At 39.4% G+C, this 25,396-nt stretch carries 29 protein-coding genes and 1 tRNA gene; 23 read left to right on the plus strand and 7 right to left on the minus strand.

The features are described 5' to 3' along the window. The first annotated feature begins 171 nt into the window (after nt 1-171). The 4 genes from EJL91_RS11570 to EJL91_RS11585 all read left to right on the plus strand — a co-directional run bounded on the left by EJL91_RS11570 (nt 172) and on the right by EJL91_RS11585 (nt 2,626). Nucleotides 172-1,209, plus strand: a complete 1,038-nt coding sequence (locus tag EJL91_RS11570; RefSeq protein ID WP_125142145.1) for a hypothetical protein — start codon at nt 172-174, stop codon at nt 1,207-1,209. Nucleotides 1,210-1,454: 245 nt separating this feature from the next. Beyond that, nucleotides 1,455-1,832: a hypothetical protein gene (locus EJL91_RS11575; RefSeq protein ID WP_125142146.1), complete on the plus strand. Its 378-nt coding sequence runs from the start codon at nt 1,455-1,457 to the stop codon at nt 1,830-1,832. A gap of 15 nt (nt 1,833-1,847) precedes the next feature. After that, nucleotides 1,848-2,264: a hypothetical protein gene (locus EJL91_RS11580; protein WP_125142147.1), complete on the plus strand. Its 417-nt coding sequence runs from the start codon at nt 1,848-1,850 to the stop codon at nt 2,262-2,264. A gap of 2 nt (nt 2,265-2,266) precedes the next feature. Continuing rightward, entirely contained in the window at nt 2,267-2,626 is a 360-nt protein-coding gene (locus EJL91_RS11585) for a hypothetical protein (protein WP_125142148.1), read from the plus strand. Between the two features lie 268 nt (nt 2,627-2,894). On the opposite strand, the gene EJL91_RS11590 is transcribed toward EJL91_RS11585, so the two are convergent. Beyond that, nucleotides 2,895-3,383, minus strand: coding sequence for a hypothetical protein (locus tag EJL91_RS11590; RefSeq protein WP_125142149.1), 489 nt, complete (start codon nt 3,381-3,383; stop codon nt 2,895-2,897). 326 nt (nt 3,384-3,709) lie between these two features. On the opposite strand from EJL91_RS11590, the gene EJL91_RS11595 reads away from it, so the two are divergent. The 5 genes from EJL91_RS11595 (at nt 3,710) to EJL91_RS11615 (ending at nt 8,509) form a co-directional block, all read left to right on the plus strand. After that, on the plus strand, nt 3,710-4,081 hold the full coding sequence (locus EJL91_RS11595; RefSeq protein WP_125142150.1) for a hypothetical protein: 372 nt from the start codon (nt 3,710-3,712) through the stop codon (nt 4,079-4,081). Then, nucleotides 4,078-5,559 (plus strand): hypothetical protein, encoded by a 1,482-nt coding sequence (locus tag EJL91_RS11600; RefSeq protein ID WP_125142151.1) that lies wholly within the window; start codon nt 4,078-4,080, stop codon nt 5,557-5,559. Before EJL91_RS11595 ends, EJL91_RS11600 begins: the two co-directional genes overlap by 4 nt. A 215-nt stretch (nt 5,560-5,774) precedes the next feature. Next, entirely contained in the window at nt 5,775-6,044 is a 270-nt protein-coding gene (locus EJL91_RS11605; RefSeq protein ID WP_125142152.1) for a hypothetical protein, read from the plus strand. Then, nucleotides 6,044-6,940 (plus strand): tyrosine-type recombinase/integrase, encoded by an 897-nt coding sequence (locus tag EJL91_RS11610; RefSeq protein ID WP_243125325.1) that lies wholly within the window; start codon nt 6,044-6,046, stop codon nt 6,938-6,940. Before EJL91_RS11605 ends, EJL91_RS11610 begins: the two co-directional genes overlap by 1 nt. A gap of 903 nt (nt 6,941-7,843) precedes the next feature. Continuing rightward, nucleotides 7,844-8,509, plus strand: a complete 666-nt coding sequence (locus EJL91_RS11615) for a DUF1643 domain-containing protein (RefSeq protein WP_164516825.1) — start codon at nt 7,844-7,846, stop codon at nt 8,507-8,509. Between the two features lie 160 nt (nt 8,510-8,669). Here EJL91_RS11615 and EJL91_RS11620 read toward each other — a convergent pair whose 3' ends face one another. Further along, nucleotides 8,670-8,939, minus strand: coding sequence for a helix-turn-helix domain-containing protein (locus tag EJL91_RS11620; RefSeq protein ID WP_125142154.1), 270 nt, complete (start codon nt 8,937-8,939; stop codon nt 8,670-8,672). A 139-nt stretch (nt 8,940-9,078) separates the two neighbouring features. Between EJL91_RS11620 and EJL91_RS11625 the strand changes: the two genes are divergently transcribed. From EJL91_RS11625 to EJL91_RS11685, 13 genes are all read left to right on the plus strand, one after another. Continuing rightward, nucleotides 9,079-9,396: a hypothetical protein gene (locus tag EJL91_RS11625; RefSeq protein ID WP_125142155.1), complete on the plus strand. Its 318-nt coding sequence runs from the start codon at nt 9,079-9,081 to the stop codon at nt 9,394-9,396. 13 nt (nt 9,397-9,409) lie between these two features. Then, a complete protein-coding gene (locus EJL91_RS11630; RefSeq protein ID WP_125142156.1) occupies nt 9,410-9,682 on the plus strand; it encodes a hypothetical protein in 273 nt (90 codons plus the stop codon). A 91-nt stretch (nt 9,683-9,773) separates the two neighbouring features. Then, complete coding sequence (locus EJL91_RS11635) at nt 9,774-10,439, plus strand: hypothetical protein (RefSeq protein ID WP_125142157.1); 666 nt, start codon at nt 9,774-9,776, stop codon at nt 10,437-10,439. Nucleotides 10,440-10,475: 36 nt separating this feature from the next. Beyond that, nucleotides 10,476-11,537: a hypothetical protein gene (locus EJL91_RS11640; protein ID WP_125142158.1), complete on the plus strand. Its 1,062-nt coding sequence runs from the start codon at nt 10,476-10,478 to the stop codon at nt 11,535-11,537. 263 nt (nt 11,538-11,800) lie between these two features. Continuing rightward, on the plus strand, nt 11,801-12,178 hold the full coding sequence (locus EJL91_RS11645) for a hypothetical protein (protein ID WP_125142159.1): 378 nt from the start codon (nt 11,801-11,803) through the stop codon (nt 12,176-12,178). A gap of 15 nt (nt 12,179-12,193) precedes the next feature. Continuing rightward, entirely contained in the window at nt 12,194-12,607 is a 414-nt protein-coding gene (locus tag EJL91_RS11650) for a hypothetical protein (protein WP_125142160.1), read from the plus strand. Nucleotides 12,608-12,609: 2 nt separating this feature from the next. Then, the gene (locus EJL91_RS11655; protein ID WP_125142161.1) at nt 12,610-12,969 is read left to right on the plus strand and encodes a hypothetical protein; all 360 of its coding nucleotides are present in this window, start codon (nt 12,610-12,612) and stop codon (nt 12,967-12,969) included. 462 nt (nt 12,970-13,431) lie between these two features. Further along, entirely contained in the window at nt 13,432-13,803 is a 372-nt protein-coding gene (locus tag EJL91_RS11660) for a hypothetical protein (protein WP_125142162.1), read from the plus strand. Between the two features lie 4 nt (nt 13,804-13,807). After that, entirely contained in the window at nt 13,808-14,143 is a 336-nt protein-coding gene (locus EJL91_RS11665; protein WP_125142163.1) for a hypothetical protein, read from the plus strand. Next, complete coding sequence (locus EJL91_RS11670) at nt 14,140-15,621, plus strand: hypothetical protein (protein WP_125142164.1); 1,482 nt, start codon at nt 14,140-14,142, stop codon at nt 15,619-15,621. Before EJL91_RS11665 ends, EJL91_RS11670 begins: the two co-directional genes overlap by 4 nt. A 218-nt stretch (nt 15,622-15,839) precedes the next feature. Continuing rightward, nucleotides 15,840-16,112: a hypothetical protein gene (locus tag EJL91_RS11675; protein ID WP_125142165.1), complete on the plus strand. Its 273-nt coding sequence runs from the start codon at nt 15,840-15,842 to the stop codon at nt 16,110-16,112. Next, the gene (locus EJL91_RS11680; protein ID WP_125142166.1) at nt 16,112-17,302 is read left to right on the plus strand and encodes a tyrosine-type recombinase/integrase; all 1,191 of its coding nucleotides are present in this window, start codon (nt 16,112-16,114) and stop codon (nt 17,300-17,302) included. Before EJL91_RS11675 ends, EJL91_RS11680 begins: the two co-directional genes overlap by 1 nt. A gap of 526 nt (nt 17,303-17,828) precedes the next feature. Continuing rightward, nucleotides 17,829-17,899, plus strand: a tRNA-Gly gene (locus EJL91_RS11685). 356 nt (nt 17,900-18,255) lie between these two features. On the opposite strand, the gene EJL91_RS11690 is transcribed toward EJL91_RS11685, so the two are convergent. From EJL91_RS11690 to EJL91_RS11710, 5 genes are all read right to left on the minus strand, one after another. Continuing rightward, nucleotides 18,256-18,720 (minus strand): TspO/MBR family protein, encoded by a 465-nt coding sequence (locus EJL91_RS11690; protein WP_125142167.1) that lies wholly within the window; start codon nt 18,718-18,720, stop codon nt 18,256-18,258. 211 nt (nt 18,721-18,931) lie between these two features. Then, the gene (locus EJL91_RS11695; RefSeq protein ID WP_125142168.1) at nt 18,932-19,273 is read right to left on the minus strand and encodes a hypothetical protein; all 342 of its coding nucleotides are present in this window, start codon (nt 19,271-19,273) and stop codon (nt 18,932-18,934) included. Then, nucleotides 19,242-20,033: a MarR family winged helix-turn-helix transcriptional regulator gene (locus EJL91_RS11700; protein WP_125142169.1), complete on the minus strand. Its 792-nt coding sequence runs from the start codon at nt 20,031-20,033 to the stop codon at nt 19,242-19,244. The genes EJL91_RS11695 and EJL91_RS11700 overlap by 32 nt, the downstream gene beginning before the upstream one ends. Before the next feature lie 210 nt (nt 20,034-20,243). Continuing rightward, nucleotides 20,244-22,322, minus strand: coding sequence for a HelD family protein (locus EJL91_RS11705; protein WP_125142170.1), 2,079 nt, complete (start codon nt 22,320-22,322; stop codon nt 20,244-20,246). Further along, nucleotides 22,315-23,163, minus strand: a complete 849-nt coding sequence (locus tag EJL91_RS11710) for a helix-turn-helix domain-containing protein (RefSeq protein ID WP_125142171.1) — start codon at nt 23,161-23,163, stop codon at nt 22,315-22,317. The genes EJL91_RS11705 and EJL91_RS11710 overlap by 8 nt, the downstream gene beginning before the upstream one ends. Before the next feature lie 410 nt (nt 23,164-23,573). On the opposite strand from EJL91_RS11710, the gene EJL91_RS11715 reads away from it, so the two are divergent. Next, on the plus strand, nt 23,574-25,283 hold the full coding sequence (locus tag EJL91_RS11715; protein WP_125142172.1) for a methyl-accepting chemotaxis protein: 1,710 nt from the start codon (nt 23,574-23,576) through the stop codon (nt 25,281-25,283). The last annotated feature ends 113 nt before the right edge of the window (nt 25,284-25,396 follow it).

Consider the following 25,396-nt stretch of genomic DNA (forward strand, 5'->3'; position numbering starts at 1 on the left):
GTGAACACTACGAAAATCAGGATGGTGCTACTGGTCTTGTTGCAAAAGTAAAATTTGATGCAGATGGTACACTTGTTTTATTTGATGATCTTATTGGCTATGACTATTATCAAAAATAATATTTGATATATTATCATTTAATGGTTCAAATCTATATAAGGGGGGTTTTTATTGAAGAAGTTAGTATTGTTATTCAGTATTGTTACGAGTTTAGGAATATGCATGACTTCGTATGCTCAAGAAGTTATGCCAACATATTTTGGTAGCTATTGCTGGTATGAAAGTCCACCAGAAGGTGCTCCGTTATCCTATATCGAAATATATAATGGTGATGGTTCTGATGTGTTATGCACTTCTCAACAAGGATTACGTGATATAATAGGGGATTTACAATATGGTAAACAACATGGTGGATTTCCTTTTGATGTCAGTTATTATGGAGCAGATGCTAAAGAGTCTTTAAAACAGGTTAGGGCATACTATGTAAATGAAAATGCTTATGTTATTGCCCCATATGATTGTGAAGTAGTTATCGGTGCAGGTTGGGCAGATGAAGGACTAGGTGGAGAAGCTTATGGATATGCTAAAAAAGGTGATAAGATTATGATGTTGCCTGAATTCATAAGGTATAATGACTTTAACTCTTGCTATTATATGATGTTTCTGAGACCTACCGAAAAATTGGAAACTGTTGTAACTAAAAATGGAACTACTACTATAAAAAAATCTCTTGGTTATATAGATGCTACAAGACAGCTAATAAATGCAAAAGCATTAGGACGTATAAATCAAGACTGGCAGAGAGATAGCATTTCACTTTTTTATGCATCTAATGTAAGCAATCCAGAAATATATCCAGATTATAAATATGATAAAGGAATGACTCAGGAAGAATATGAAGAACACCAAAATCTTGTTTATGGTCGTGGAGAATGGATCGACTTAGATAAGCCTTATCCTATATATACCAGTCCCATGACTTCATATAATGTTAATGCTTATATGTTTGAATACGATGGAACAACTGATGATTTAATAGCTATTGTAACTAGAGAAGGATTATATATTAAAGATACCTTTTATAAAGAGCATGATATACAATTAAAAGATGGTGGTTTATATTTAGACGGGTATAGATTAATCTGGTATCAAAGTTATAAATATGCAATAAATCCTGACCCTAAGTATCAATTCATCTTTAGTAATTAGTAAACATTTTACCTGTCTATTATCACCGCAGATATAAATATATATTATCATTTTGTAACCAATAGGAATATAAAGGTGAAGAGGTGATAATATATGCACGCAGGAATATTTATAGGCGCTTGTGTCATAACAGTAGGTGTACTTGTGGCACTCGAAAACAGCAACGCATAACAAGGTAACATACAAAAAGGCAGATGACTATAGTGGTTATCTGCCTTAATTTATTTTCAAAAGAGGACAACGATATGAGGATTAAGAAATCAATACGAATTAAAACTGTTAGTCAATGGTATCTTTTAAAGCAAATGAATAACGATAATTTCTTTGGTAAAAGAAAAATACCAGAGGAAGTTATCAATCAAATTTTCCGTATGCTCTATTCAAAGCAGTTAGGCCGGGACGGATATATAATACTCTGCTTTTCTAAAGTAGCTGACGATCTCATGGGAATAGAGGATATAGTAGGGTTATATCCTTACCGCTTGTGGCTGGATGAGGATATGGACGAGATAGAAACCAGAACGAAAAAAGGAAAAATAAAGCACTGGTATATTGCTCATGTAAGGGTAAGAGGTCAGCGGGCAAAGATAGCCGTAATTTATACTTCAACTAAGCATGAATGAAAGGAGCCATAAAGATTGAACCAGTTTGAGTCATGGGAAGTGTTCCTAGATTATGTAAAACTCCGTATATTAAGCGGTGAGTTTAAGGACTTCTTTCAATCATTGCACATAGATATAAACCAACTGACAAACATATGGACTGAACCCGATCTATACGATATGGACTATATTGAACCTGATGAATGGGAAGGGTTCAAAGAGATGTTCCCATCACCAGAATTATATCAGAAGTTCATAAGTATTGCACCCGTAATGGAAGTACGCTCATGCAGAGCACGTATTACCCCCCTAGAAGCCGTTTTCTATGTGGTAGGGGAAGGTTTACACGGGCAACACTGCTACCGCTGTTTTGCGTATGGTTTTGAGGTTCTAACAGGCTATGCTAAAAGTGATAGTAGTTATGTGTGTTTACTGGATAAATCGGAGGAATAAAGATGTATTACATTATAGGAACTGAAAATCAATATAAGAATGTCACCGATGAATTATCAAAGTATTTACCGGAAAAAGTATCTGGCCTATTACATGAGAGGGTAAAAACGTTTGATAGATATTATGGAGCACACAGAGGTTTAGAAAAGGACTTGGGCGGATATTGTGCCGTATTCCCTACCATGCAGGTCACTGATAATAATACATATTCTAACCTGCTAAAGAAGTATTCTATCCGTTTAGACGAGTGGGAGTATCAGGACTATATCATATGTGACAAGTCAATATGGTGTGAAGAATTATATATACTTAGTTCGGATTACTCGCTAATAATAATATATCCATGTGAAGAGGAGAAATGATATGATTTCAGGTTTACTTGCTCTGACAGTCAGCAGTTTAACATCAAAGGTCATTATAGACTCTTTAAGTGCTGGCGTTGGGTTAGGAATTACAATTTATAAAGCGTCGAGAGTTTCAAGGCAAAATAATAGTTCAAACCGCCGTAAGTAACAACAATGTCCACCTCAAATCCCATGGCTGGTATGTACTGCATTGTGTCATGCTCTGCTTATTTCGTATACCGGCCATGGGATTTTCTCTGTACTTTGTTGTTACTTACAGCTAGTACTATAAAATGTGGTTATAATAAAGCTCAAGTAAAACATTTAATGTTGTACCAATATCTTTTGATGAACAATCTTTTTTTTTATAATGACAAGTAAGTAATCCTTGAGTATAAGTACAATAGAAAGAGTTTATATTAAAGGATTTATTTAATTCTGATGCTAAGAAAATACCAACAAAATCTTCTTTTACAGTAAAGTAAATGATTTCATCATAATTTTTTTTATTTACATTCATTCTTTTCCTAATTGGTTTATTATCTAAAACCTCTTGAATATAACGCCTAATTTGTCTATCGGATCGTTCATCATTATTTTCTGATTCGGAACTATCACTTTCAGTACTATCATTTTTGGAACTATCTTTTTTTTTAGGAATAAAATGCTCCTTTGCTGCATCAAGAATTTCTTGTTTATCGGTAGTATTGTTTTTACTAATATATTCTTCTATGAATGCTATATATCTCGGCTTAACATTTGAATCTCTTTTCATGGTAAAGGCCTCCATTGTGACACACTTATGGAAATTTATATTTTGACATGTTTTTTTTTTGATATTAACATAAAAGCCCAGTAAATACAACATAATTCATACAAGTTTACTAAAGAAAAATTTTTATTTGTGTTTGTCATTGTGATGTCATTTCATCAATTTTTCTGACAAATTTTCCAGAACGACCTAGACAATTTCATGTCATTTCTATTTTTCGATTTTTTGACTTTAAATTGTAAAGGTGCTATTATACTGCCATCAAGTGCTTGAGAAAATCTAAAGAAAGGATAATCCCAGATGGTGCCATGGACTATATGGGGAAAACTATGATTATCAAAATGGATAATCCAATGCTTATAACTGGGAAATGGTATGAGGGTTATGTTTCCCATCATAGAATTGACAAAGCAAAGGGAGTATTAAGAGTATTTGTATTACTGGACGAGGCTCCCAACAACGAACATATGCACGTTATAAGTCTAAGTGATAAGATGGACTCAAAATTTGCGGATTTTGCAAAAAGAATGGCCTTATTTAACGAAGCCGGGCAAGTAGATACAAGTTTCCTCGATAATATAGCAGTTAAAGTTATGCTAAAAAGAGGGAAAAACGGGCAGCTCTACATCAGCTATATGAAAATTGACTATGATTATTACAGAAATGAAGAGGCGGAAGAATACGAGGAGGCGGAAGAATGAAGCCTGAAAACGTTCTGATTAATAACCTAAAGAAAGCTATCGAGGATAAGTCAATAAGAGCAGTCAGCACCGATGATGGTGTGTTCCAATGCTTATTAAAAGGGGATGAGCACAGCGATGTGCTCCCCCTCAATAGTAAACACTTCGCATTGGCATTCAAACTATTTTACCAAAATAAGTTTGATATTAGACTGACTGATTCAGAAATACAGGAAGCAATTAGTTATCTGGAGGAAGAAGCATACAGCAATCCATTGGGAACCCTATATAATCGTGTCTATAACATTGATAACTCACAGATTGTATATGACTTAAACCGTGACGATGATACCGTTGTATGGGTTGAAAATGGTGAATGCTCAATAGAGCATATTGACGAATGGCTATTCGCCAGAACGAGCATGTTCAAGAACCAGGTAACACCTGATTTAACTGTTTCTCCTTTGAAGTTGCCGGAATACGTTAAGAAACACTTTAATCTGATTACTGATGGTAATGTTAAACTGCTGACACTTTATCTTGTTACCTGCTATATGGGGTTAGTTATTAATCACCCTCTGTTAATGTTATCGGGAGAAAAAGGTTCTTCTAAGTCCACGGCATTAAGAAAGCTGGAACGCCTAATCGATCCGAAAACCAACGACCTAACCGGAATACCAAAAGGAAGTGATGGATTAGAACTACGGCTTTCAAATTCTTACTATGTTACTATGGATAATCTTTCCTATATTAGCAGACAGATGTCAGATACACTGTCCAGAGCGGTAACAGGGGGTTCTTATGCTAAAAGAAAGCTATATGAGGATACAACTGAGGTGTGCAAAAATATTAAATCCATAATAGCGATCAACAGCATATACAATGTAGTTAAAGAGTCTGACTTATTAGACCGCACGCTAATATTAAATTTGAAACGGATTGAAAATACGGAATATAAAACAGAGCGAGAAATATGGGAAAGCTTTGATAATGACCTCCCAAAAATGTTAGGCTGCTGCTTTAAATGCCTTGCAAGTGCCATGATAGATACCGAACCGGTTCATGTAAAGGAATGGATTAGATTGGTTGATTTTCATGAGGCATGTGTTCATATTGGCAGAGTGCTAAAATATTCAGATGAAGAAGTAACAGAACTGCTCCTGAGTAATCAGAAATTAGTTAATCTAGAAGCAGTTAATGAAAATTATTCTGCTACGTGTTTAATTATGTTTATGAAGGATCGGGACAGATATGAAGGCTCCGTATCGGAGTTACTTACTGATTTAAAAGAAGTGGCAGAAAATAACTATATCCATCCCACTCTACTACCCAAAGCACCCAACCATTTAACCAGACAACTACGAAAGGTAGAAAGTAACCTATCCCAAGAATACGGTATCACATTTAAAGTAGCTAATGCAGGAAATTACCGGAAAATAGAAATTAATAAAAGGGAAAAAATTACCGACAGTAGCGACAAACGAAAAAAAGGTAAGTAAAACCTATTGGATTTGCTCATTGTCAGTACTGGCGATAAAAATATCCCTTTTTATAAAGAAGAGATATGTAATATACGATAGATAAATTCCACTTACAAGACTATGACAGGCAGTGGTACTCTCAACTGTTCACTGCCCTGTCAGTCTTATGACCTGTGTGTGACGATTAAATATATATTATAATCATGAAATCAATTAGAAAGTGAGGTTATTATATGAGTAACACTAGCAGTAAAGGAGAAGTCACAAGACACACTAAGCTGATTACAGCCAAACAGGTACAGGAAGATTATCTTAATATAGATATTCGTAATGTCCGGGCATTTTTAAATGCTTATTGTAGATACCGTAAGATAGGCAATCAATTTTTCTATATCCGTGAAGAGGTTGAGGAAAAACTTCTGGAGTCAAATGATGATATAGAATACCGGATTGATAACCACATTCCTACTCGCAAAATAGTAAGAGCAAGGAGGAAACGCTAATGTCTTTTTATGTCAGCAAAACCAAACGGAAGAATGGTACGAAATATCGTATAATACATGATAGAACCCGTAATGGTACAAGGACACGTAAATATTTCAACTTACCACCAGGAACTACTAAGGCCAAGGCTGATTCAATCTGCAATCAGATGGCATTGGAAGCGGAGTATGGAAATTATGTATCTAAAGATCCTATTCTATTTGAAGAGTATGCAGAAGAGATTTATTTTCCCAAATATGCCAAAGGCTTGTCTCCTACCACGTTACAGCACTATAAACAGATTTACTATGCTCCGAAGGGTATTAAGGAGAAGATAGGAAATCTTTATCTGTCAGAAATCAGCACTGAAGTGCTCCAGGACATAGTGAATGAATATGAAGCGTTAGGCAGTTCACCGAAGTCTATCCGTAATATTGTCAATCTCATATCTATCATAATCAAGAGGACGAAAATAGACAATTACCTGAACAGAGACACACCAAACCCCTGTGATTTTCTGATACTACCCAAAATGATGAGTAAGGAAGGGAACGTTTACAGTATTGAGGAAATCAAACTGATGATGGAGCGTGCTCAACATACTAAAAACATCAATATGCAGTTAATACTGGTATTGTGCTGTTTTGCAGGAGGTTTAAGGAGGTCTGAACTCATTGGATTGCGCTGGGATGACATTGTACACGGAGAGGAAAGCTATATTCAAATAAGACGGGCGGCTGTATATGCAGAAGGTAAAGTAATGGAAAAAGAAACGAAAACAAAAGCTAGTAATCGTATAATCCCGAGACCATCAAATGGAGTGGTATATAATACGCTATTAGCTGCCAGAAATCAGAATAGCAAGGAAAAGCTAGTGGAAAAGGATTTTCTAGGAGATAACCATGGATATATATGACATAAGTCGCCAATTACACCATTTACACCTAAACGGCTGTATAAGAAATATAAAACCTTTCTTGAAAAAGAATGCCCTGACCTGCCCTGTTTTAGACTGCACGATTTAAGGCATACCTATTTCACACTCTGCTCAGAAATTGAAGGATTTAGTGAGCTTTCCATAATCGGGACTGGAGGACATAGCAGTATTCAGAGCACAAGACGTTATCAGCACGCTACACTGAAACGAATGCGGGAAGATATGGAGAAGCTAGAGGACGAATTTCAGAATACCAAGGTCAAATCAAGCTAGATAAATAAATATTTGGGGGTAAAGGGAATGTCAGAAGAGATTCCCTTTGCCCTCTTCTATTTAAAGTAATAAGAGTGATAGGGATAATTGAATGAATTTTTCAAAAAAATGCATAATTTTTAAATTAGGGCTTGCCAAAAAGGAAAGAAGGTGATAATATAGTTAAGTCGATAGCACGGCAGTCAAGAAACCATAAAGATTATTACTATAGATAGTAGTTTTGCGGCGACAATATGACACCACTTTCGATGACAAGAATAATTATATGAGATTGTCGGGTAAGTGAACCTAGGGTAAAAAATGACATAGAAACAGTTTTAAACTGCTCTTTGGTGTTCGAATCCTGTCACCCCGATTTTTAATTTTACAGGATATTATATTTTTCACGGTAAGACCTTCTAGCCAAATATCTGGCTTTCTCCCATTATTAGTATTTGAATACTGGTTAAGTAAGTACATGTAAGTGCAACCAATTAACAACACATGGCGTCGCTTCGGCTCCCTGACGTCTACAACTAATATAGAACGGTTTTTAATAATATAGAATGATTAAGTATGGAACTATGTTGCAATGACATAGTTCCTTTTTATTTTACGGAGGATAATGATATGACTAAATTAGTAGAGAAAGAAAACATCTTAAAAACGAGGGTTACTGTATCAGCGGACGGAAAGAACACTTATGCCATCTCAAAGGCGGTTGAAGGATTAGACGGCGGAAAAGGTGTGCTTGTGATGTTATATCCCACTCGTACAGTAGATAACTTTTATGTAGAGGACTCAACAAACGTTCATCTTATGAACCATATGAAAAGCCTGGGGATTAATGAATATGTAGTGGTAAACCTGTTCTCAATCGTTACACAGAGCAGATTATCGGTTAAGGGGCTGAAATTAGATGAGGAGAACTTGAAATATATCAGAGATAATATTTTTAAGACGATTGATAATTCCAAAGATAAGGTGATTATTGCATGGGGAAATTCTCATCAGACTTCTAAGGTGGTAAATCAGGCGAAATTAGAAATTCTCAAAATGTGGACCGAATTACACAAGACGGCAAAGCTATACCAGATGACTGCTGATGGGTTAGATAAAGATAATATAGGGGTACACCCTCTTTATCTGGGAATCAGGTATGCAAATGCAACATGGAAACTTGCTCCTTATCCTCATGCAAAGGTATTGAAAGAATTAATAGAGGAAGGCCGAAAGACACCGGAGCAAAAAGCTCCCAGTCTGAAGGTGGTAAAATCACCAAAATCAGAAGAATAGAAAGCGTATAAGAATATGAATGGCTTAGAATATCCTGTCAGTTCATGATATATAAATCCCTCTTGAAGCATTGTGGCTCAAGGGGGATTTTTTAATAAAATTATTTAGATGGACATAGGTGTGTCCTTGCCGTTTGCTATATTAATTAGTATAGAGAGTTTTAAGACTTTTTAGGGGGTATATACTCTATTAATTCATACAAATCGCAATCCAAGACATAACACAAGCGTTTTAGAATATCAATGTCCAACCGCTGGATCTTATTATCTCTATAATTTCTTAATTGTGTACGTTGCATTTCAGTACGAAAGGAAAGCTGATTCAAAGATACTTTTCTTTCTTCCATTAATTCAGCTAGATGGATCTTGATATCTCCGCATTCTTCGTAGTTTACCGGAAGTTGACGCAATGGATTTTCTTTTTTAGGCATAGTTGTACCTCCGTTATTTATTATATTTTACATACGAAACAATTGTAAGATTGGTTTACATATGGTATATTTAAATATGGTTATATATATGCTCAATATACTGGTGAGATAAAAAATTTAGAAGAAAGGGTAAATGTTTATGAGAGAAAAAGATATATATCTAAAGCAATTTATTGAGGTGACATCAGAAGATGCATTAAAGAATGCCATAAAAGTAGGATATGGGAAAATTTGTATAAAAGGTGAGTATGCTAATAATATAGCTGGTAAATTAAGAACGAATGATACGGGGAATAAGCTTTCCAATGCTGGTCTCATAGCAGGATTGCTTTTCTTCACACCGCTATTTTTAGCAGGAGTAGTTGGTAAAATCCTAACAAGAGATTTATCTAAATATAGAATAACAGATGTTAGTGATTGTAAAGTAACTTTAAAGCATAAATCGTTAAAGGATTAAGGAGGGAATAATTATGGGATTTTTTAAAAGAATGATAGGTAAAACTTTATTTCATATGGCTGAAGATCGAATTAGAATGGCTGAACCAGGATATGAGACTATACTGCTATTAGAGAATTCTTCAGATGAGGATCTTGTAGAGCTAGTAACTGCATATGTTTATATGCATAATAAAGAAAAGCTACCTAGAAGAAATGATTTTTATAACAGACTTATTGATGAAATGGTGGATAGACCTGAGTCGGTTAGAAAAGAAATTGAAGAACTTTTAGGATATTTAAAATGAATTTTCCATACTTGTGTCTCTCGAATCAGGAAAATAATTGATATGAATTTAATTATTTGACACATAAACTTAATCAATGGAGGAAAAAAGAATGAAGAGAAGAAGTTTAGTAACAGTATTAAGCGTAGTTGTAATGACAGTATCAATGAGCACTACCGCTCTAGCAGGAACATGGAAACTGGGTAATGGCAATAATCAAGAACGTTGGTGGTATGATAATGATAATGGCAGCTATGCTAATAGTGGCTGGCAATGGATTGATGGTAATAATGACGGTATTGCGGAATGCTATTACTTTGATAATGATGGTTGGTTGTATACGTCTACAACAACACCAGATGGATATAGTGTCAATGAGAATGGAGCATGGACAACTGATGGACATGTGGAAACCCAAACTGCGGTAGTAGACAGTCAGAATGATTCAGTTGCTAGTCAAACTACAGAGGAATATAATGGGGAGTATAAGCTGGTAAAGTTTGTTTCTTTAGATGGTACCACATACACAGGTGATAGCTTGTATTTTACCTATCATAGTATGAACCTTAGGGTAACAAATTACAATGAGAATTCTTTAACCATTACTTATTATCAAGAAGGTAATGAAGCTGAATTTAGCTATCTTTTTGAAAAGAACGGTGAACACTACGAAAATCAGGATGGTGCTACTGGTCTTGTTGCAAAAGTAAAATTTGATGCAGATGGTACACTTGTTTTATTTGATGATCTTATTGGCTATGACTATTATCAAAAATAATATTTGATGTACTAATAGTACGAGGGGGATTTAATAATGAAGAAGATTATTGCATTAATTATGTGTATCACTATGGTATTAGGTATGAGCATAAGTACTTATGCTCAAGAAGGAATTCCAGCGTCATTATACGGAAGTGCTTGGTATCATGAACCTGTAGAAGGTTCTGTAGTATCAACTGTAGAAATATATAATGGAGATGGTTCTGATGTACAAGTATTGACAGGCAAGCAGCTTAAAAATCAATATGGACCTAATATAACTAATATTGTACATTCTCTTTATGGAGATGAATCTGTTTTGAATGGTACAACTACAACATTTGTAAATGAAGATGCTTATGTAGTAGCTCCTTTTGATGGAATAGTTGCAATAGGTTATAATAAAAATACTACAGATGGATGTTTTGGAGATATATTTGCTTATGTAAAAAAGGGTGATAAAATTAGAATGATACCTGATTTTCTAAGATATAACGATATTAATACTGCAGCATATTCTATGTATTTAAGTCCTACTGAATTAGTAGATGCTGTTATACTTAGCGAAAAACGTGCTAATAAAATAGAAAAAACGTTAGGACAAATAAGAGTTCCAATAACACATTGGGAACTGCCAGAAGGACGTCACCCTTCTGATTATGAAAGAGAAAGTATTACGTTATTATATGGTACAAATGTTCCTAATCCTGAAATTTATCCAGTAAATCCTGATGGAATGGAGGGTTATGAGTTAGATGCTAAACGTAAAGAAGCAGAAGAAAAATATGGAGATGATGGAGAAGGTTGGTTTAATGAAGATGGATATCAACCAGAATATTTAAGTAAAGCATTCTATGTTAGTGATATTAGCACCCTTAGGTATTCTTTAGTTGGTGGAAGAAATAAACTTTGTGATAGAGGTGAAACAGAAAGACTTGAAGATGGCTCTTTACGGTATATTACTTATGATTGCTTTGTTGTATCAAGAGATACTTATTATAATCATAATATAGAGCTTATTGATAATCTTTTATATATGGATGGTTATAAGTTAATGTATAATAAACATTATCAAGCTAGAGAAAATCCTGATTATCTATTTGTAAATGTAGATTAATAAAATTTAAATTATAAAGAAAGTACCCCCTTATCTATTATCACCGCAGATATAAATATATATTATCATTTTGTAACCAGTAGGAATATAAAGGCGAAGAGGTGATAATATATGCACGCAGGAATATTTATAGGTGCTTGTGTCATAACAGTAGGTGTACTTGTGGCACTCGAAAACAGCAACGCATAACAAGGTAACATACAGAAAGGCAGATGACTATAGTGGTTATCTGCCTTAATTTATTTTCAAAAGAGGGTAACGATATGAAGAGTAAGAAATCAATACGGATTAAGAATATTAGCCAGTGGCAACTTTTAAAGCAGATGAATAACAACGGTTTCTTTGGTAAGAAAAAGATACCAGAGGAAGTTATAATCAAAATTTTCCGTATAATCTATTCAAAAGAGTTAGGCCAAGAAGGATTTGTAGTACTATGCTTTTCAAAAGTAGACGATGACCTCATAGGTATCGAGGATATTGTAGGGTTATATCCTTACCGCTTGTGGTTGGATGAAGATATGGACGAGATAGAAACCAGAACGAAAAAAGGAAAAATAAAACGCTGGTATATTGCTCATGTAAGGGTAAGAGGTCAACGGGCAAAGATAGCTGTAATTTATACTTCAACTAAGGATGAATGAAAGGAGCCATGAAGATTGAACCAGTTTGAGTCATGGGAAGTGTTCCTAGATTATGTAAAACTCCGTATATTAAACGGTGAGTTTAAGGACTTCTTTCAATTATTACACATAGATATAAACCAACTGACAAACATATGGACTGAACCCGATCTATACGATATGGACTATATTGAGCCTGACGAATGGGAAGGGTTCAAAGAGATGTTCCCATCACCAGATCTATACCAGAAGTTTATAAGTATTGCACCCGTAATGGAAGTACGCTCATGTAGAGCACGTATTACCCCCCTAGAAGCCGTTTTCTATGTGGTAGGGGGTTTACACGGGCAACACTGCTACCGCTGTTTTGCATATGGTTTTGAGGTTCTAACAGGCTATGCTAAAAGTGATAGTAGTTATGTGTGTTTACTGGATAAATCGGAGGAATAAAGATGTATTACATTATAGGAACTGAAAATCAATATAAGAATGTCACTGATGAATTATTAAACTATATACCGGAAAAAGTATGTGGCCTATTACATGAGCGAGTAAAAACGTTTGATAGCTATTATGGAGCACACAGGGATTTAGAAAAAGACTTAGGCGGATATTGTGCTGTATTCCCGACCATGCAGGTCACTGATAATAATACATATTCTAACCTGCTAAAGAAGCATTTTATCCGTTTAGAAGACTGGGAATATCAGGACTATATTGTATGTGACAAGTCAATATGGTGTGAAGAATTATATATACTTAGTTCGGATTACTCACTCATAATAATATATCCATGTGAAGAGGAGAAATAATATGATTTCAGGATTACTTGCTCTGACAGTCAGCAGCTTAACATCAAAGATTATTATAGACTCTTTAAGTGCTGGTGTTGGTTTAGGAATTACAATTTATAAAGCGTCGAGAATATCAAAATCAAATAGTAGAAGACGATAAAAAGCAAGAAGGTGAACTGGAAAATACGGAGCGCAAGAGTATTGTAGCGGTGTTCTCAAAAGAGAAGTCTGCTACAAACGCAAGCTCCGTATTTTTTTGTTTACCTTGCTCGGGGGATAAAAAAATTTTTTTATTTTTTTTGTATTTATCTGGAGTAAAAAGCATAGTATAAAAAGAAATAACTATTAGGTCTTTTTTTTGTACAGCAAAATGGAGGTGATCTTATGATTTGATTGACAAAAAATGATTACAAAAGATATTGAATATACAGTAAGACGAAAAGAGTGAGTTCTCTAAAAAAAAAGAAAGAGGAAAATAATATGAAATTTACATTGATAGACTCAAAACTTAAACTTGGAAAATGGTATAGAGGGCAGATAACACATCACATCATAGATAATAACAGCACTAGGATAAGAATTTTCGTTAACTTAGAAAAGGACAAATCCACTCAGTATATGAAATCTGTTCCCCTTATACTAAACAGTAATTCAAAGTTTGCCAAATTAGCTGATGATTTGGAAATATTTAATGAATATGGCGAAATTGATACCGACCTTATGGATGGTATAGTGGTACAAGCCAAATTGCAGAAAGGAAAGGACGATATAAGATACATAGATGATATGCACATAGATGATGATTGGTATGATCAAACTGACGAAGAAGATAATAATGATGAGGTGGATTAATACGATGATGATGACCAATACCTATAATGGACTAATAACATCATGTATTATTACTCCTGAAAGCCATACAATAATGGTCAGTTTTAATGTAGCAAGAAACGACACTGACATTTCAATAACCCTTATATATGAAGGTGGCAAGGCTTATAAACGGTTATTAGCGGACTTTAACAGTCTTCCAATATTTAAATCAGATGGAAGTGCTGACCTTGTAAGTATCGTAGGGTTACAAGTCCGTCTACAGCTTATAGTACATAATGAAAAAGTGCAACTAACCAATATAGCGTTAGATCTTGATTACTATACGCCTTATCAAGAAACGGAGGACTTAATCGCATGAGCACACAGGAAGAAATAAAGGATTTAACAACACAAGAGCTAATCATAAGTGCCAGTGAGCAGGTTATGTTTTACTACTCTTCTGTTGACGGTGGATTTATAAAAACCCAGATTGAAAAGCAGGGGGAGAAAATAAATGTCTTTTACAGCATTGAATCCACTGAATTTAAAAATTGGTTCAGGCTATTCTGCTTTGACACTTATGGTAAAATAATCAACTCAGGTAATAGCATACAGGCACAGGAGCATTTCCGAATGGTAGCTAAGAAAATCGGAAAAGAAGTCACTCTACATAGACGGTGCATAGAAAAGTCCGATAAAATTTATTATGATTTATACTGGGATAATAGTAGTATCATAAGGATAACAGGAGTAGATGTAAAAATAATAAAACCAAGTAAACCGATGTTTAAAACAGGAGCATCCATGTCTCCGCAAGTAAGACCGGATTTATCAGCCACCCCTCAAGATCTAGTTGAATTGGTAAATAAGCACTTCCATCTACATGACGAGGCTGATAAGGTTTTATTTCCGCTTTTCCTAGTGAGTTGTTTATGGGGGGACAAGCTATCTCATCCATTAATTCAGTTATACGGCCCGCCTGCCAGCGCAAAATCTACTACCCTTAAACGAATTGAGGATTTAATCGATCCCCATATTTATGACTTGTATGATATGCCGGAAAATCCGGAAGATGTAGCATTAGCATTATCTTTAAATTACCTATGCTGCTTCGACAATGTATCATACATACCTCCTAAAATTAGTGACCTGTTATGCCGGAACTGTACGGGGGGCACACAGATAAAGAGGAAGCGATTTACCGATACCGACCAAAGTGCTTTGAAACTCAAATCGGTAGTATGCTTAAATGGAGTGAGCCAGAATATAACCCGTACTGACCTTGCTGAACGTACCCTGTTTTTTGAAATGGAGAAAATCCCTAATGATGAAAAACAGCCTGATAGCGTTCTGCTGGCGACATGGAAAAAGGACTTACCTCTTTTTTTTGGAGCGCTATGTAATTTGGCAAAAGAGGTTCTAAATAGTACGTATCAGTGTAAATATGCAAGCCCTATACGTTTAACTGACTTTTATCAAATAGCAGTCAAAGCAGGCATTATAATAGGGTACAGTGAAAAGGTTGTCAATAAAGCCTTTAAAAATAATACTGCCAGAGTAAAACGAGAACTCGCAGGAAGCAGTATTATTGTGTCTGTTATAGTTGAGTTTATGGCTGATAAACAGCAATATCCAACTGATAATGATACTTGCTCTGTAACAGAGCTTTTTAGAGAACTGAAATTATTTGCCATAGATGAATGCGAAATTGAAGGCAGATACTTTCCAGGTTCACCCACATGGTTTTCACGGAAATTAAATCAAAATCGTGAAACCTTAGAAGCCGTAGGGATTTATTACCATATTAAGAAAAGTAATGATGGTAATTACCAATCTATTTCCCTATGGCAAAAATAATTTCATTTTAGCGTCAGTAGCACCCGTTGTAATATTCCCTTGCCCAACTAGGGAAATGGCAGTTTGATGCTATGGGTGCTATTAGTAAAAGATTTATATAGTCATAACAGAACCAGTACAGGGGAGCTGGAACTCTCCTGTCTGGTATTCTGATGTGATTATGCAAGTCAAATATATATTATTAAATTAATAAATATTATGTGAGGAGGTAATAAAATATGTCTAATTTAATCAGTATTGAAGGTAAAACCATTAATAAAACTAGGCTTATTACGGCTAAACAGGTACAAGAAGAATATCTTAATATAGATATTCGTAATGTTCGGGCATTTTTAAATGCTTATTGCAGGTACCGTAAAATAGGAAATCAATATTTCTATATCCGGTCAGAGGTAGAAGAAAAACTTCTGGAGTCAAACGATGATATAGAATACCGGATTGATAACCACATTTCTAAACGCAAAATAGTAAGAGCAAGGAGGAAACGCTAATGTCTTTTTATGTCAGCAAAACCAAACGGAAGAATGGTACGAAATACCGTATAATACATGATAGAACCCGTAATGGTACAAGGACACGTAAATATTTCAACTTACCACCAGGAACTACTAAGGCCAAGGCTGATTCAATCTGCAATCAGATGGCATTGGAAGCGGAGTATGGAAATTATGTATCTAAAGATCCTATTCTATTTGAAGAGTATGCAGAAGAGATTTATTTTCCCAAATATGCCAAAGGCTTGTCTCCTACCACGTTACAGCACTATAAACAGATTTACTATGCTCCGAAAGGTATCAAGGAGAAGATAGGAAATCTTTATCTGTCAGAAATCAGCACTGAAGTGCTCCAGGACATAGTGAATGAATATGAAGCGTTAGGCAGTTCACCGAAGTCTATCCGTAATATTGTCAATCTCATATCTATCATAATCAAGAGGACGAAAATAGACAATTACCTGAACAGAGACACACCAAACCCCTGTGATTTTCTGATACTACCCAAAATGATGAGTAAGGAAGGGAACGTTTACAGTATTGAGGAAATCAAACTGATGATGGAGCGTGCTCAACATACTAAAAACATCAATATGCAGTTAATACTGGTATTGTGCTGTTTTGCAGGAGGTTTAAGGAGGTCTGAACTCATTGGATTGCGCTGGGATGACATTGTACTCGGAGAGGAAAGCTATATTCAAATAAGACGGGCGGCTGTATATGCAGAAGGTAAAGTAATAGAAAAGGAAACGAAAACAAAAGCTGGTCATCGTATAATCCCTATTCCATCAAATGGAGTGGTATATAATACGCTATTAGCTGCCAGAAAGCAGTATAGCAAGGAAAAGCTAGTGGAAAAGGATTTTCAAGGAGATAACCATGTTTTCATATTACATAAGGCTCCATTTGCACCAGTCTCACCTAATCGGCTGTACAAGATATATAAAACCTTTCTTGAAAAAGAATGCCCTGACCTGCCCTGTTTTAGACTGCACGATTTAAGGCATACCTATTTCACACTCTGCTCAGAAATTGAAGGATTTAGTGAGCTTTCCATAATCGGGACTGGAGGACATAGCAGTATTCAGAGCACAAGACGTTATCAGCACGCTACACTGAAACGAATGCGGGAAGATATGGAGAAGCTAGAGGACGAATTTCAGAATACCAAGGTCAAATCAAGCTAGATAAATAAATATTTGGGGGTAAAGGGAATGTCAGAAGAGATTCCCTTTGCCCTCTTCTATTTAAAGTAATTTAAAGTAATAAGAGTGATAGGGATAATTGAATGAGTTTTTCAAAAAAATGCATAATTTTTAAATTAGGGCTTGCCAAAAAGGAAAGAAGGTGATAATATAGTTAAGTCGATAGCACGGCAGTCAAGAAACCATAAAGATTATTACTATAGATAGTAGTTTTGCGGCGACAATATGACACCACTTTCGATGACACGAATAATTATATGAGATTGTCGGGTAAGTGAACCTAGGGTAAAAAATGACATAGAAACAGTTTTAAACTGCTCTTTGGTGTTCGAATCCTGTCACCCCGATTGGAATGTGAGATGTGGCGGGAGCCCGAGGTATTATGGAACTTCGTTCCATAATCGCCGTTTTACACGGCGATTCAACCTGATACATGAGATATTTCTTATGTGAGCAAGCTTCCAACGGAATATCTCATGTACCAGGTTGTACCTCTCATAATTATTACGCGGGTGTAGTTCAATGGTAGAACACTAGCCTTCCAAGCTAGATACGTGGGTTCGATTCCCATCACCCGCTTTTTTGCTGCCCTGATTTTACAGGGCGGAGAATCCCGATCGCGGGATTTTTCTGTATCGTGTTGCATTGTATGCTGCGTCTCATGCGGCATGAGTTTTGAAAAGTAAGGAGCCGCTGTAACAGTAGAATCATTTCTACCGGGACAACGGCTCCTTTTTTCTGATTTCCGTCCGCTCTTACCGTTCAGACGATTCTGCCGACATCCTGTTGAAAAAATCGAACATTCCCTCCAGGTCATACAGCCATGCCGTTCCGTGCGTCTCGCCGCCAACGGCTGCGAATTCTGCCGGTACGCCCCGGTCTTTCAGTTCCCGGTACATGGAGAGGAGCAGATGGAAGCCGGAGTCCTCCTGAACTTAATTTAACAGGTAAATCATCAGATTGAGATAAGCTGCAAAGAGGCACCATATCAAATACGGAATCTGAAGGAATGCCGCTGCAGGACTGATTTGCAGGAATTGCCGGATCATAAGCGCAATGATAATAATCATAACGGACAGCCACAAAAATGCGGCCAGATAAAGCGACCATCCAAAGAAAATAATGCTCCAGAAAAAGTTGAAAAACAGTTGGAGCCGATATAACTTAAGCGCCTTATCTTTTTTCGGACTGTGGGATTCATAGATAATAAACGACGAGATACCCATTAAAATATACAGGATCGTCCATACAATAGGAAATATAAAGGATGGAGGGCTGAGGGGAGGCTTATTGAGTGAAGAATACCCGGAAGCATTCCCGCTCAGCAGCGCGGACAGTGAGCCGACCACCAGCGGTATCAGAATAGAAATAATCAGGGCGCTTTTATTGTTTATTTTCATAGTCTTCATTCCACGATATTTTTAATAAAGATATGTAAAATTGCCGGCAAATATGAGAGTTGAGTTCTTATTTTCCGGACTTTGGTTATCTGGTGCATAAGGTGTATAAAGGAACGGCGGCCCCGATTATACAGGGGCCGCCGGCAGATGTTTTATGTCAACTGTAATATAAAAATCGTTTTCAGGTAAGTTTCTGCCGATTCGCAAACTTTCACTCGTCTTTGTACATCCTCATTTCATAGCGGCCGTCGGAATATAGCACCTGCAGCGTACAATTGACAGGCGCCACGCCGTACACCCGGTGGCTTTCCATCGGATTACCGCAGCTGCAGGAGTGGTATATGTCCTGTATGCCGCGCCCGCTTAATTCTCCGATTTGAAGGATAAAAAGCTGCTGTTCATAATCTTTCCAATTTTCACATAAAGCAAGCTGCCACAGGTAGTCGATCAGGACGTTCGCCAGGGATTCCCTTACATCGGGTGCCACAGAGCGCACGTCGGTGAGGCTGACCGGCGGAATCTTACTCATCGTTCTCTTCAGCGTCAAATTCATTTTCAATCCCTCCATTTCCGAATGGCGGCTGTTCCATTCCGGACGGGCCGTGACCACGCCCTCTGAAAGGACCGCCGCCGTGAGCACGTTCTCCGGGGCGGCCGCAGCCGTGAGCCCGCTCACCGGGACGGTCGCAGCCACGAGCCCGCTCATCGGGACGGTCGCAGCCGTGAGCATGCCCTCTGAAATGGTCAAAGCCGCGTGTACGGCCGTCACAGTTAGTCCGTGCGTCACAGTTATAACCGGGATAAGGCCAATTTTCACGCTCCTGCGCAACGGATGACATGAACTGTTCCACATACTTGCGGTGAGCTTCAAAATCTTCGTCCGGCCTCAGTTCCTCACACTGCCCGATAATGCGTCCAAGATAATCACTGAAAGCGGACTGTTCCTCGTCATTCAGGCAGTCGAGGATTTTCGAAATGTCCGGTTCGCGATCATCTGTATCATCAATGGCTTTTGCTCCTTCTTCGGTCAGGCGTATCGTCATGACACGTTTGTCGTCCCTGGAAGGTTCACGTGTGATATAACCGCTTTTTTCCAACTTTGCAACCAGTTCGGCGACCGATTGTTTGCTCATATTCAGCAGATATGTCAATTCCTTCTGGCTCATCTCCGGTTTCAGTTTCAGGATTGCCAGGACACGGCCCTGGCCCCGGTGCGGGTTGTGCGGTTTGCGGTACTGGCTGAACATAATGCGGTGCATGTGTGTCTGAAGCTGTTGAAGCTGGCTGGTTATAATATCTTTCATTTCATTCATGGGAATATCCTCCTATTCTTGCGGTTCGTTATCGAATCATTATGTCAGGTACTTGACTTTGATTAGTATAGCACCTGACTAATAGGATGTCAAGTACCTGACTTAAAAATAATCAAGTACCTGACCTTATAGGCGGAACACAGTTCAACAAGCCGGTGTATGTAATTACCGGACGGCAGACCTTCAGCTCGATCGAAAAGATGCATTTAATCAATTTTTCCTGGAATGGCCGGATAAGAGCAGGAACCGGGATGCCTCATTGCAGTAAAAAAGCGTCAGTCTGTGCATGGCCCTCGTGCAGGCAATATAGAGCAGGCTGCGGTCATATTCAGACTGATAAGTCAGGCTGTCCGCATGGGGGATGAGCACCTCGTCAAACTCCAGGCCCTTTGCCATCCGGACGGAGGTAATCGAAATCCCGCCTGCAAAATGTGTGCTTTCCGGCAGAATCAGGTTCACTTCGCATTCGTCCGAGAGCAGGGCGTGGAGTTTCTTAGCTTCCCGTTCCGTTTTGGTGATAATACCGAGTGAAGAACTTTCTCCCGCCCCGAAGTCCCGGACGGCTTCTTTTAATTTCCGGATTTCATCCTGCTCATTTTTACATTTTACCAGTGCGGGAGCTTCCCCGTGGCGCACCATCGCTTCCAGTGCGCTGATTTTTCCAATGCGCTTTGCGAGAGCCATAATCTCATAGGTGGAACGGTAACTTTTATTCAGTTCTACATATCCGGCGCCGTCGTAGATGCGGCGCAGATCCTCCAGAGTGTGCGTATGGTAAGGGTTCAGATACTGCCCGAAGTCGCCCAGAATGGTTTTTTGGCAGGGGAACATCTTGTTTATTACGGCATATTGGATGGGAGTGTAGTCCTGCATTTCATCGATCACCAGATGCTTTGTGATTTTGCTCTCCTTTATCCCTTCGAATGCGGCGTGGAGATAGAGAAAAGGAAAAACATCCGTCCATTCCAGCTTATTCCTGGCCGGCATGACATACATCTGCGGCCGGCCCAGCCATTTGTAAAAATCCTTATAAAGCGCCGGAGTGTTTTTTAAACGCAGCATTGCGGTGAGGCTTTTTAGAACCGTTCTTGCCTTCGGCAGATCTTCCTGCCAGATGTTTTCGTTTTGAAGGCGGTTGCAAATATCGTCTGCGGTCATGGAGAGCCTCCGTTTAACAGGGTATTTTCCGTAGGCCAGAAAACGTTCCCGTATCCATTTGCTGTCTACGGTGAACCGGCCGAATGTATAGTCGGCGGGAGTGAAAATCCGGTCCGGCATCTCCCGTATGTAGTCATCCAGCAGACCGGCAAAATCCGGTGAGGATTTAAAACGGACGCGTTCGATCCATTTCTCATCCTCCACTTCCAGAGGATCCGGCTCAGGTTCAAAGCCGATGATGTTTTCCAGTCCAATCTCTGCAATATCGGAGAAACTCAGTTCATAGATCGGCTCTTCGCCTAATTCCGGGATAACGTTTGAGATATAATCCCCAAAGACCCTGTTGGGGGATAGAATGGTCACATTGCGGGCGGTCAGCCTGTCCTTCTGGCGGTAGAGCAGGAAAGCAATCCGGTGGAGTGCGATGGATGTTTTACCGGAGCCGGCCACTCCCTGGATGATCATCGTCCCGGCCTGTTCACTCCGGATAATCCGGTTCTGTTCTTTCTGAATCGTTGATATGATGGATTTCATCTTTTCATCGGAGGTATGGGAAAGTTCCTTCTGCAGGATGTCGTCCTGTACATGGGCGGCGCTTTCAAGGGCATATTCCAGTACTCCGTCTTTAATTTTAAACTGCCGTTTCCGCTTCAGTTCCCCGTCGATTCTTCCCATCGGGGCGTCATAACCGGCCGGTCCGGTTTCATAATCATAGAACATGCTGGAAACGGGGGCGCGCCAGTCGAAAATAAGAGGTTCCTTTCCCTGGCTGAAGGTAAAACGTCCGATGTAAAATTTCTCCGGTTCTTTACCGTTATTGCTTTGAAAGTCAATTCTGGCGAAGTAGGGAGAATCTTTCAGGCGGGCAATTCTGTCGCGGAGTAAGACGGCAAAAGCGCCCGTCTGATCCGTCTGTCTGAGAAGCAGTTCATTCTGAAACATTTCGTGAGGGTCGATTTCACCCCTGTAGTCCGCCATATAGCGTTTGGAATCCCTGTATTCCCGATCGATCCGCTCCACATCGGCCTGCGCCTCTTTCAGCGCCTGTTCCAGCCTGCGGTTGACTTCTTCAAGATGCGCGGCTTCGTCGGGAAACGGCACGCTGCCTGTTTGGGGCTGTCCGTTATTCATGGTCCTCCTCCTTTAATACAAATCTCTGGGTGGGATACCCAAATTCAATCAACAGTTCCGCTTCGGCAAACCCAAGTCCTTTGATTTCCTTTCGCTGGCCGGTATCCGCCCGGTCGCCCTCACGGTAGGTGGTGATGCTGATTTCCTTCCCTTTCAACAGTTCCCCCATTACCTTTTTCAGAAATGCTTTTGGGATGCCCTTTTTCCGGTAGAGCGGATGGCTGCCCATAAAATCGATGCTTCCGGTGTCATATGAAAAAATCATAATCCCGATGGCGTTCCCGCCGTCTTTCAAAATCAGCGCCTGCCTGGTCTTTATTTTTTCTTTCAGCACGCAGACATATTCCTCCTCATTCAGGCAGGGGAATCCGTCTACGACGAGGCGGACCAGCTCCATCCAGCAGGGGATGTCCTCCTCGGCGGCGAACTCAATTTCCCACTCCGCCGGTTCTTTTAAATCCAACATGCCAAAACTCCCTTCCAAACGGTATTTTAACTGCAGCGGGTAAAATTTTTCATTTTCCCGGTATCTGCCCGGCGACATTTTATACATGGCAGTGAACACATTTGTAAATGCCTGCTGGCTTTCATATCCTGCCAGCAGCGCGATATCCAGAATTGATTTGCCGGAAAATACAAGCAGTTTTGCGGCCTCGGTGAGCTGCCTCCTCTGAAGGTATTCATGCGGCGTCAGGCCGACCGCGCCGGTAAACATGCGGTGCAGATGATATTTGGAATAGTGGACGGCGTCCGCCATACGGTCTAAATCCAGTTTCTCCGTCAGGTGCGCTTCAATATATTCAATCACGGAGACAATATTTTCAATATTTTCGTTTCGCATATCCGAAACCTCCTTCCGGTCTATTATTATACCCGACGATTGCATCGGACTTTTAATCATTCTTGCTCTCTGCGCGCCGCGGAAGCAGCCGGGATGCAGGGGAAACTAAAAACCTAAGGAAAAGCGGGAGAGTATTATGCAATTATGCAACAGGCAAGAAAAAACCGCAAGATCTGGAACAATGGATACGAATGAACGCTTTGGCCTTTCGTAAGGGGAGCGCTGATTCCGTAACGTTATTCAGATATTGTTTATGCCCCTGATTCATGCTATAATCGTTTCAACAGCACTTTGTCAATATGTACACTAACTGGGCGGCGAAAAGCAGGACGGCACCGCCCTGTTTTTATGCAGGGCAAGTTTGAAGCAAAGTATGAAATTTATAAATACGAAAGCGGAGGCCAGGGGGAATGAGTAAATTAAAGGTGGGGAAAAAGTTATTTATCTCGTATGTGATGATCTTAATTGTACTGATAGCGGGATGTGCCGTGAGCATCGCCGATTTTGTTAAATTAGGAGGGCAGATAGAGACTTTTTACAACGGACCCTTCACGGTTAATGACAGCGCAGGCACTGTTAACGCCAATTTTGAAAGAATGCAGAAGGCAGTCTACCGTTCAATTTCAAACACGGATCCTGAGATTGTAAGGGAAGCGGTTACTAATGCCAGGGAAGCCGCTCTGATTATACAGGAGCAGATAGCGATAATTGAAGAGCATTTTCTGGGTGACAAAGAGATTATTGCCCGTCTGAATGCAGCGCTTGAAAAGCTTGCGCCGATGCGGGAGACGGTGCTTTCCCTGGCCGCGGAAAACCGTAATTCGGAAGCGGCCGGTTACATGGAGAACAATAATATCCCCACAATCAAGGAGGCCCAGGCGGAGCTGGATAACCTGATAGAGAGCGGAAAAAACAAGGGGGAAAGTCTTGTCGCCGGGCTTCAGGACAGACAGACCAAGGCGGTCACCACGATGATGATATTGGGAAGCGTTGGAGTGATTGTCAGCGCCATATTCGGCGCATATATCACGCGGGGGATTTCACAGCCGGTGAAGGAACTGGAAGAAGCGGCCCGCAGTATGGCCCGGGGAGAGTTTTCTGATATAAAGATTGAGTACCGCGCGCAGGATGAACTGGGGCAGCTGGCCGACGATATGAGAAATATGGCGTCTATCCTGTCGACTATTATACGGGATGAAACTTATCTGCTTGGAGAAATGGCAAATGGGAATTTTAATGTGCATAGCAGTGAAGAAGAGCAGTACGTAGGTGATTTACGTCAGTTTTTTTTATCGATGAGACGGATTAACGACGGATTGAGCAGTACCCTTTTACAGATTAACCGCGCTTCCCAGGAAGTTGCATCGGGTTCAGAACAGGTGGCCCAGGCAGCCCAGACTCTGGCTGAGGGAGCTTCAGAGCAGGCATCTTCCGTAGAGGAACTTTCCGACACGAATGAGAGAATATCGGAGCAGATAGACAGAAATACAAGGAACGTGCAGGATGCCAGTGCGGGGGCCAGAATCCTTCAGTCAAATGCACAGGAAAGCAAAATCTGCATGCAGGATATGCTGAATGCGATGGCCGAGATCAGCAAAAGTTCCTGCGAAATCAGGAAGATCATAAAAACAATCCAGGACATTGCTTTCCAGACTAATCTTCTTGCCCTGAATGCAGCGGTGGAAGCGGCACATGCGGGAGAACAGGGGAAAGGATTTGCCGTGGTGGCGAATGAGGTGCGCGATCTGGCGGGAAAATCCGCCGCAGCATCGAAAAGCACGGCAGCCCTGATAGAAAATTCTCTTCTGATGGTAGAAAAGGGAACGAAGATAGCAAATAAAACGGCTGAATCATTGGAAGAAGTAGTATCAGGAGTCCGGCAGGTGACGGAATCACTGAGTTATATTGCCGATGCGTCGGAAAAACAGTCTGATTCGATCCGTCAGATTACGGATAGCGTCAATTTGATATCGGGCGTGGTCCAGACAAATTCCGCAACATCGGAAGAGAGCGCCGCCGCCAGTGAGGAATTGTCTTCCCAGGCACAGCTGCTAAATAATTTGGTCGCCCGGTTTAAATTAAAAGAAGCTGCCGGGAATAGTATAGAGAGATTACGCTGAAAAGCGCCGCCGGTTTCCTTCCGGCGGCGCTTTTCTCACGACATTGTGATATAATTAGAGAGGACGGAACACAAACCGTTTAGAATTTCACAAATTTATAACAGACTAAGAGA

This window comes from Clostridium transplantifaecale (genome assembly GCF_900626075.1).
Lineage (GTDB): Bacteria > Bacillota > Clostridia > Lachnospirales > Lachnospiraceae > Otoolea > Otoolea transplantifaecalis.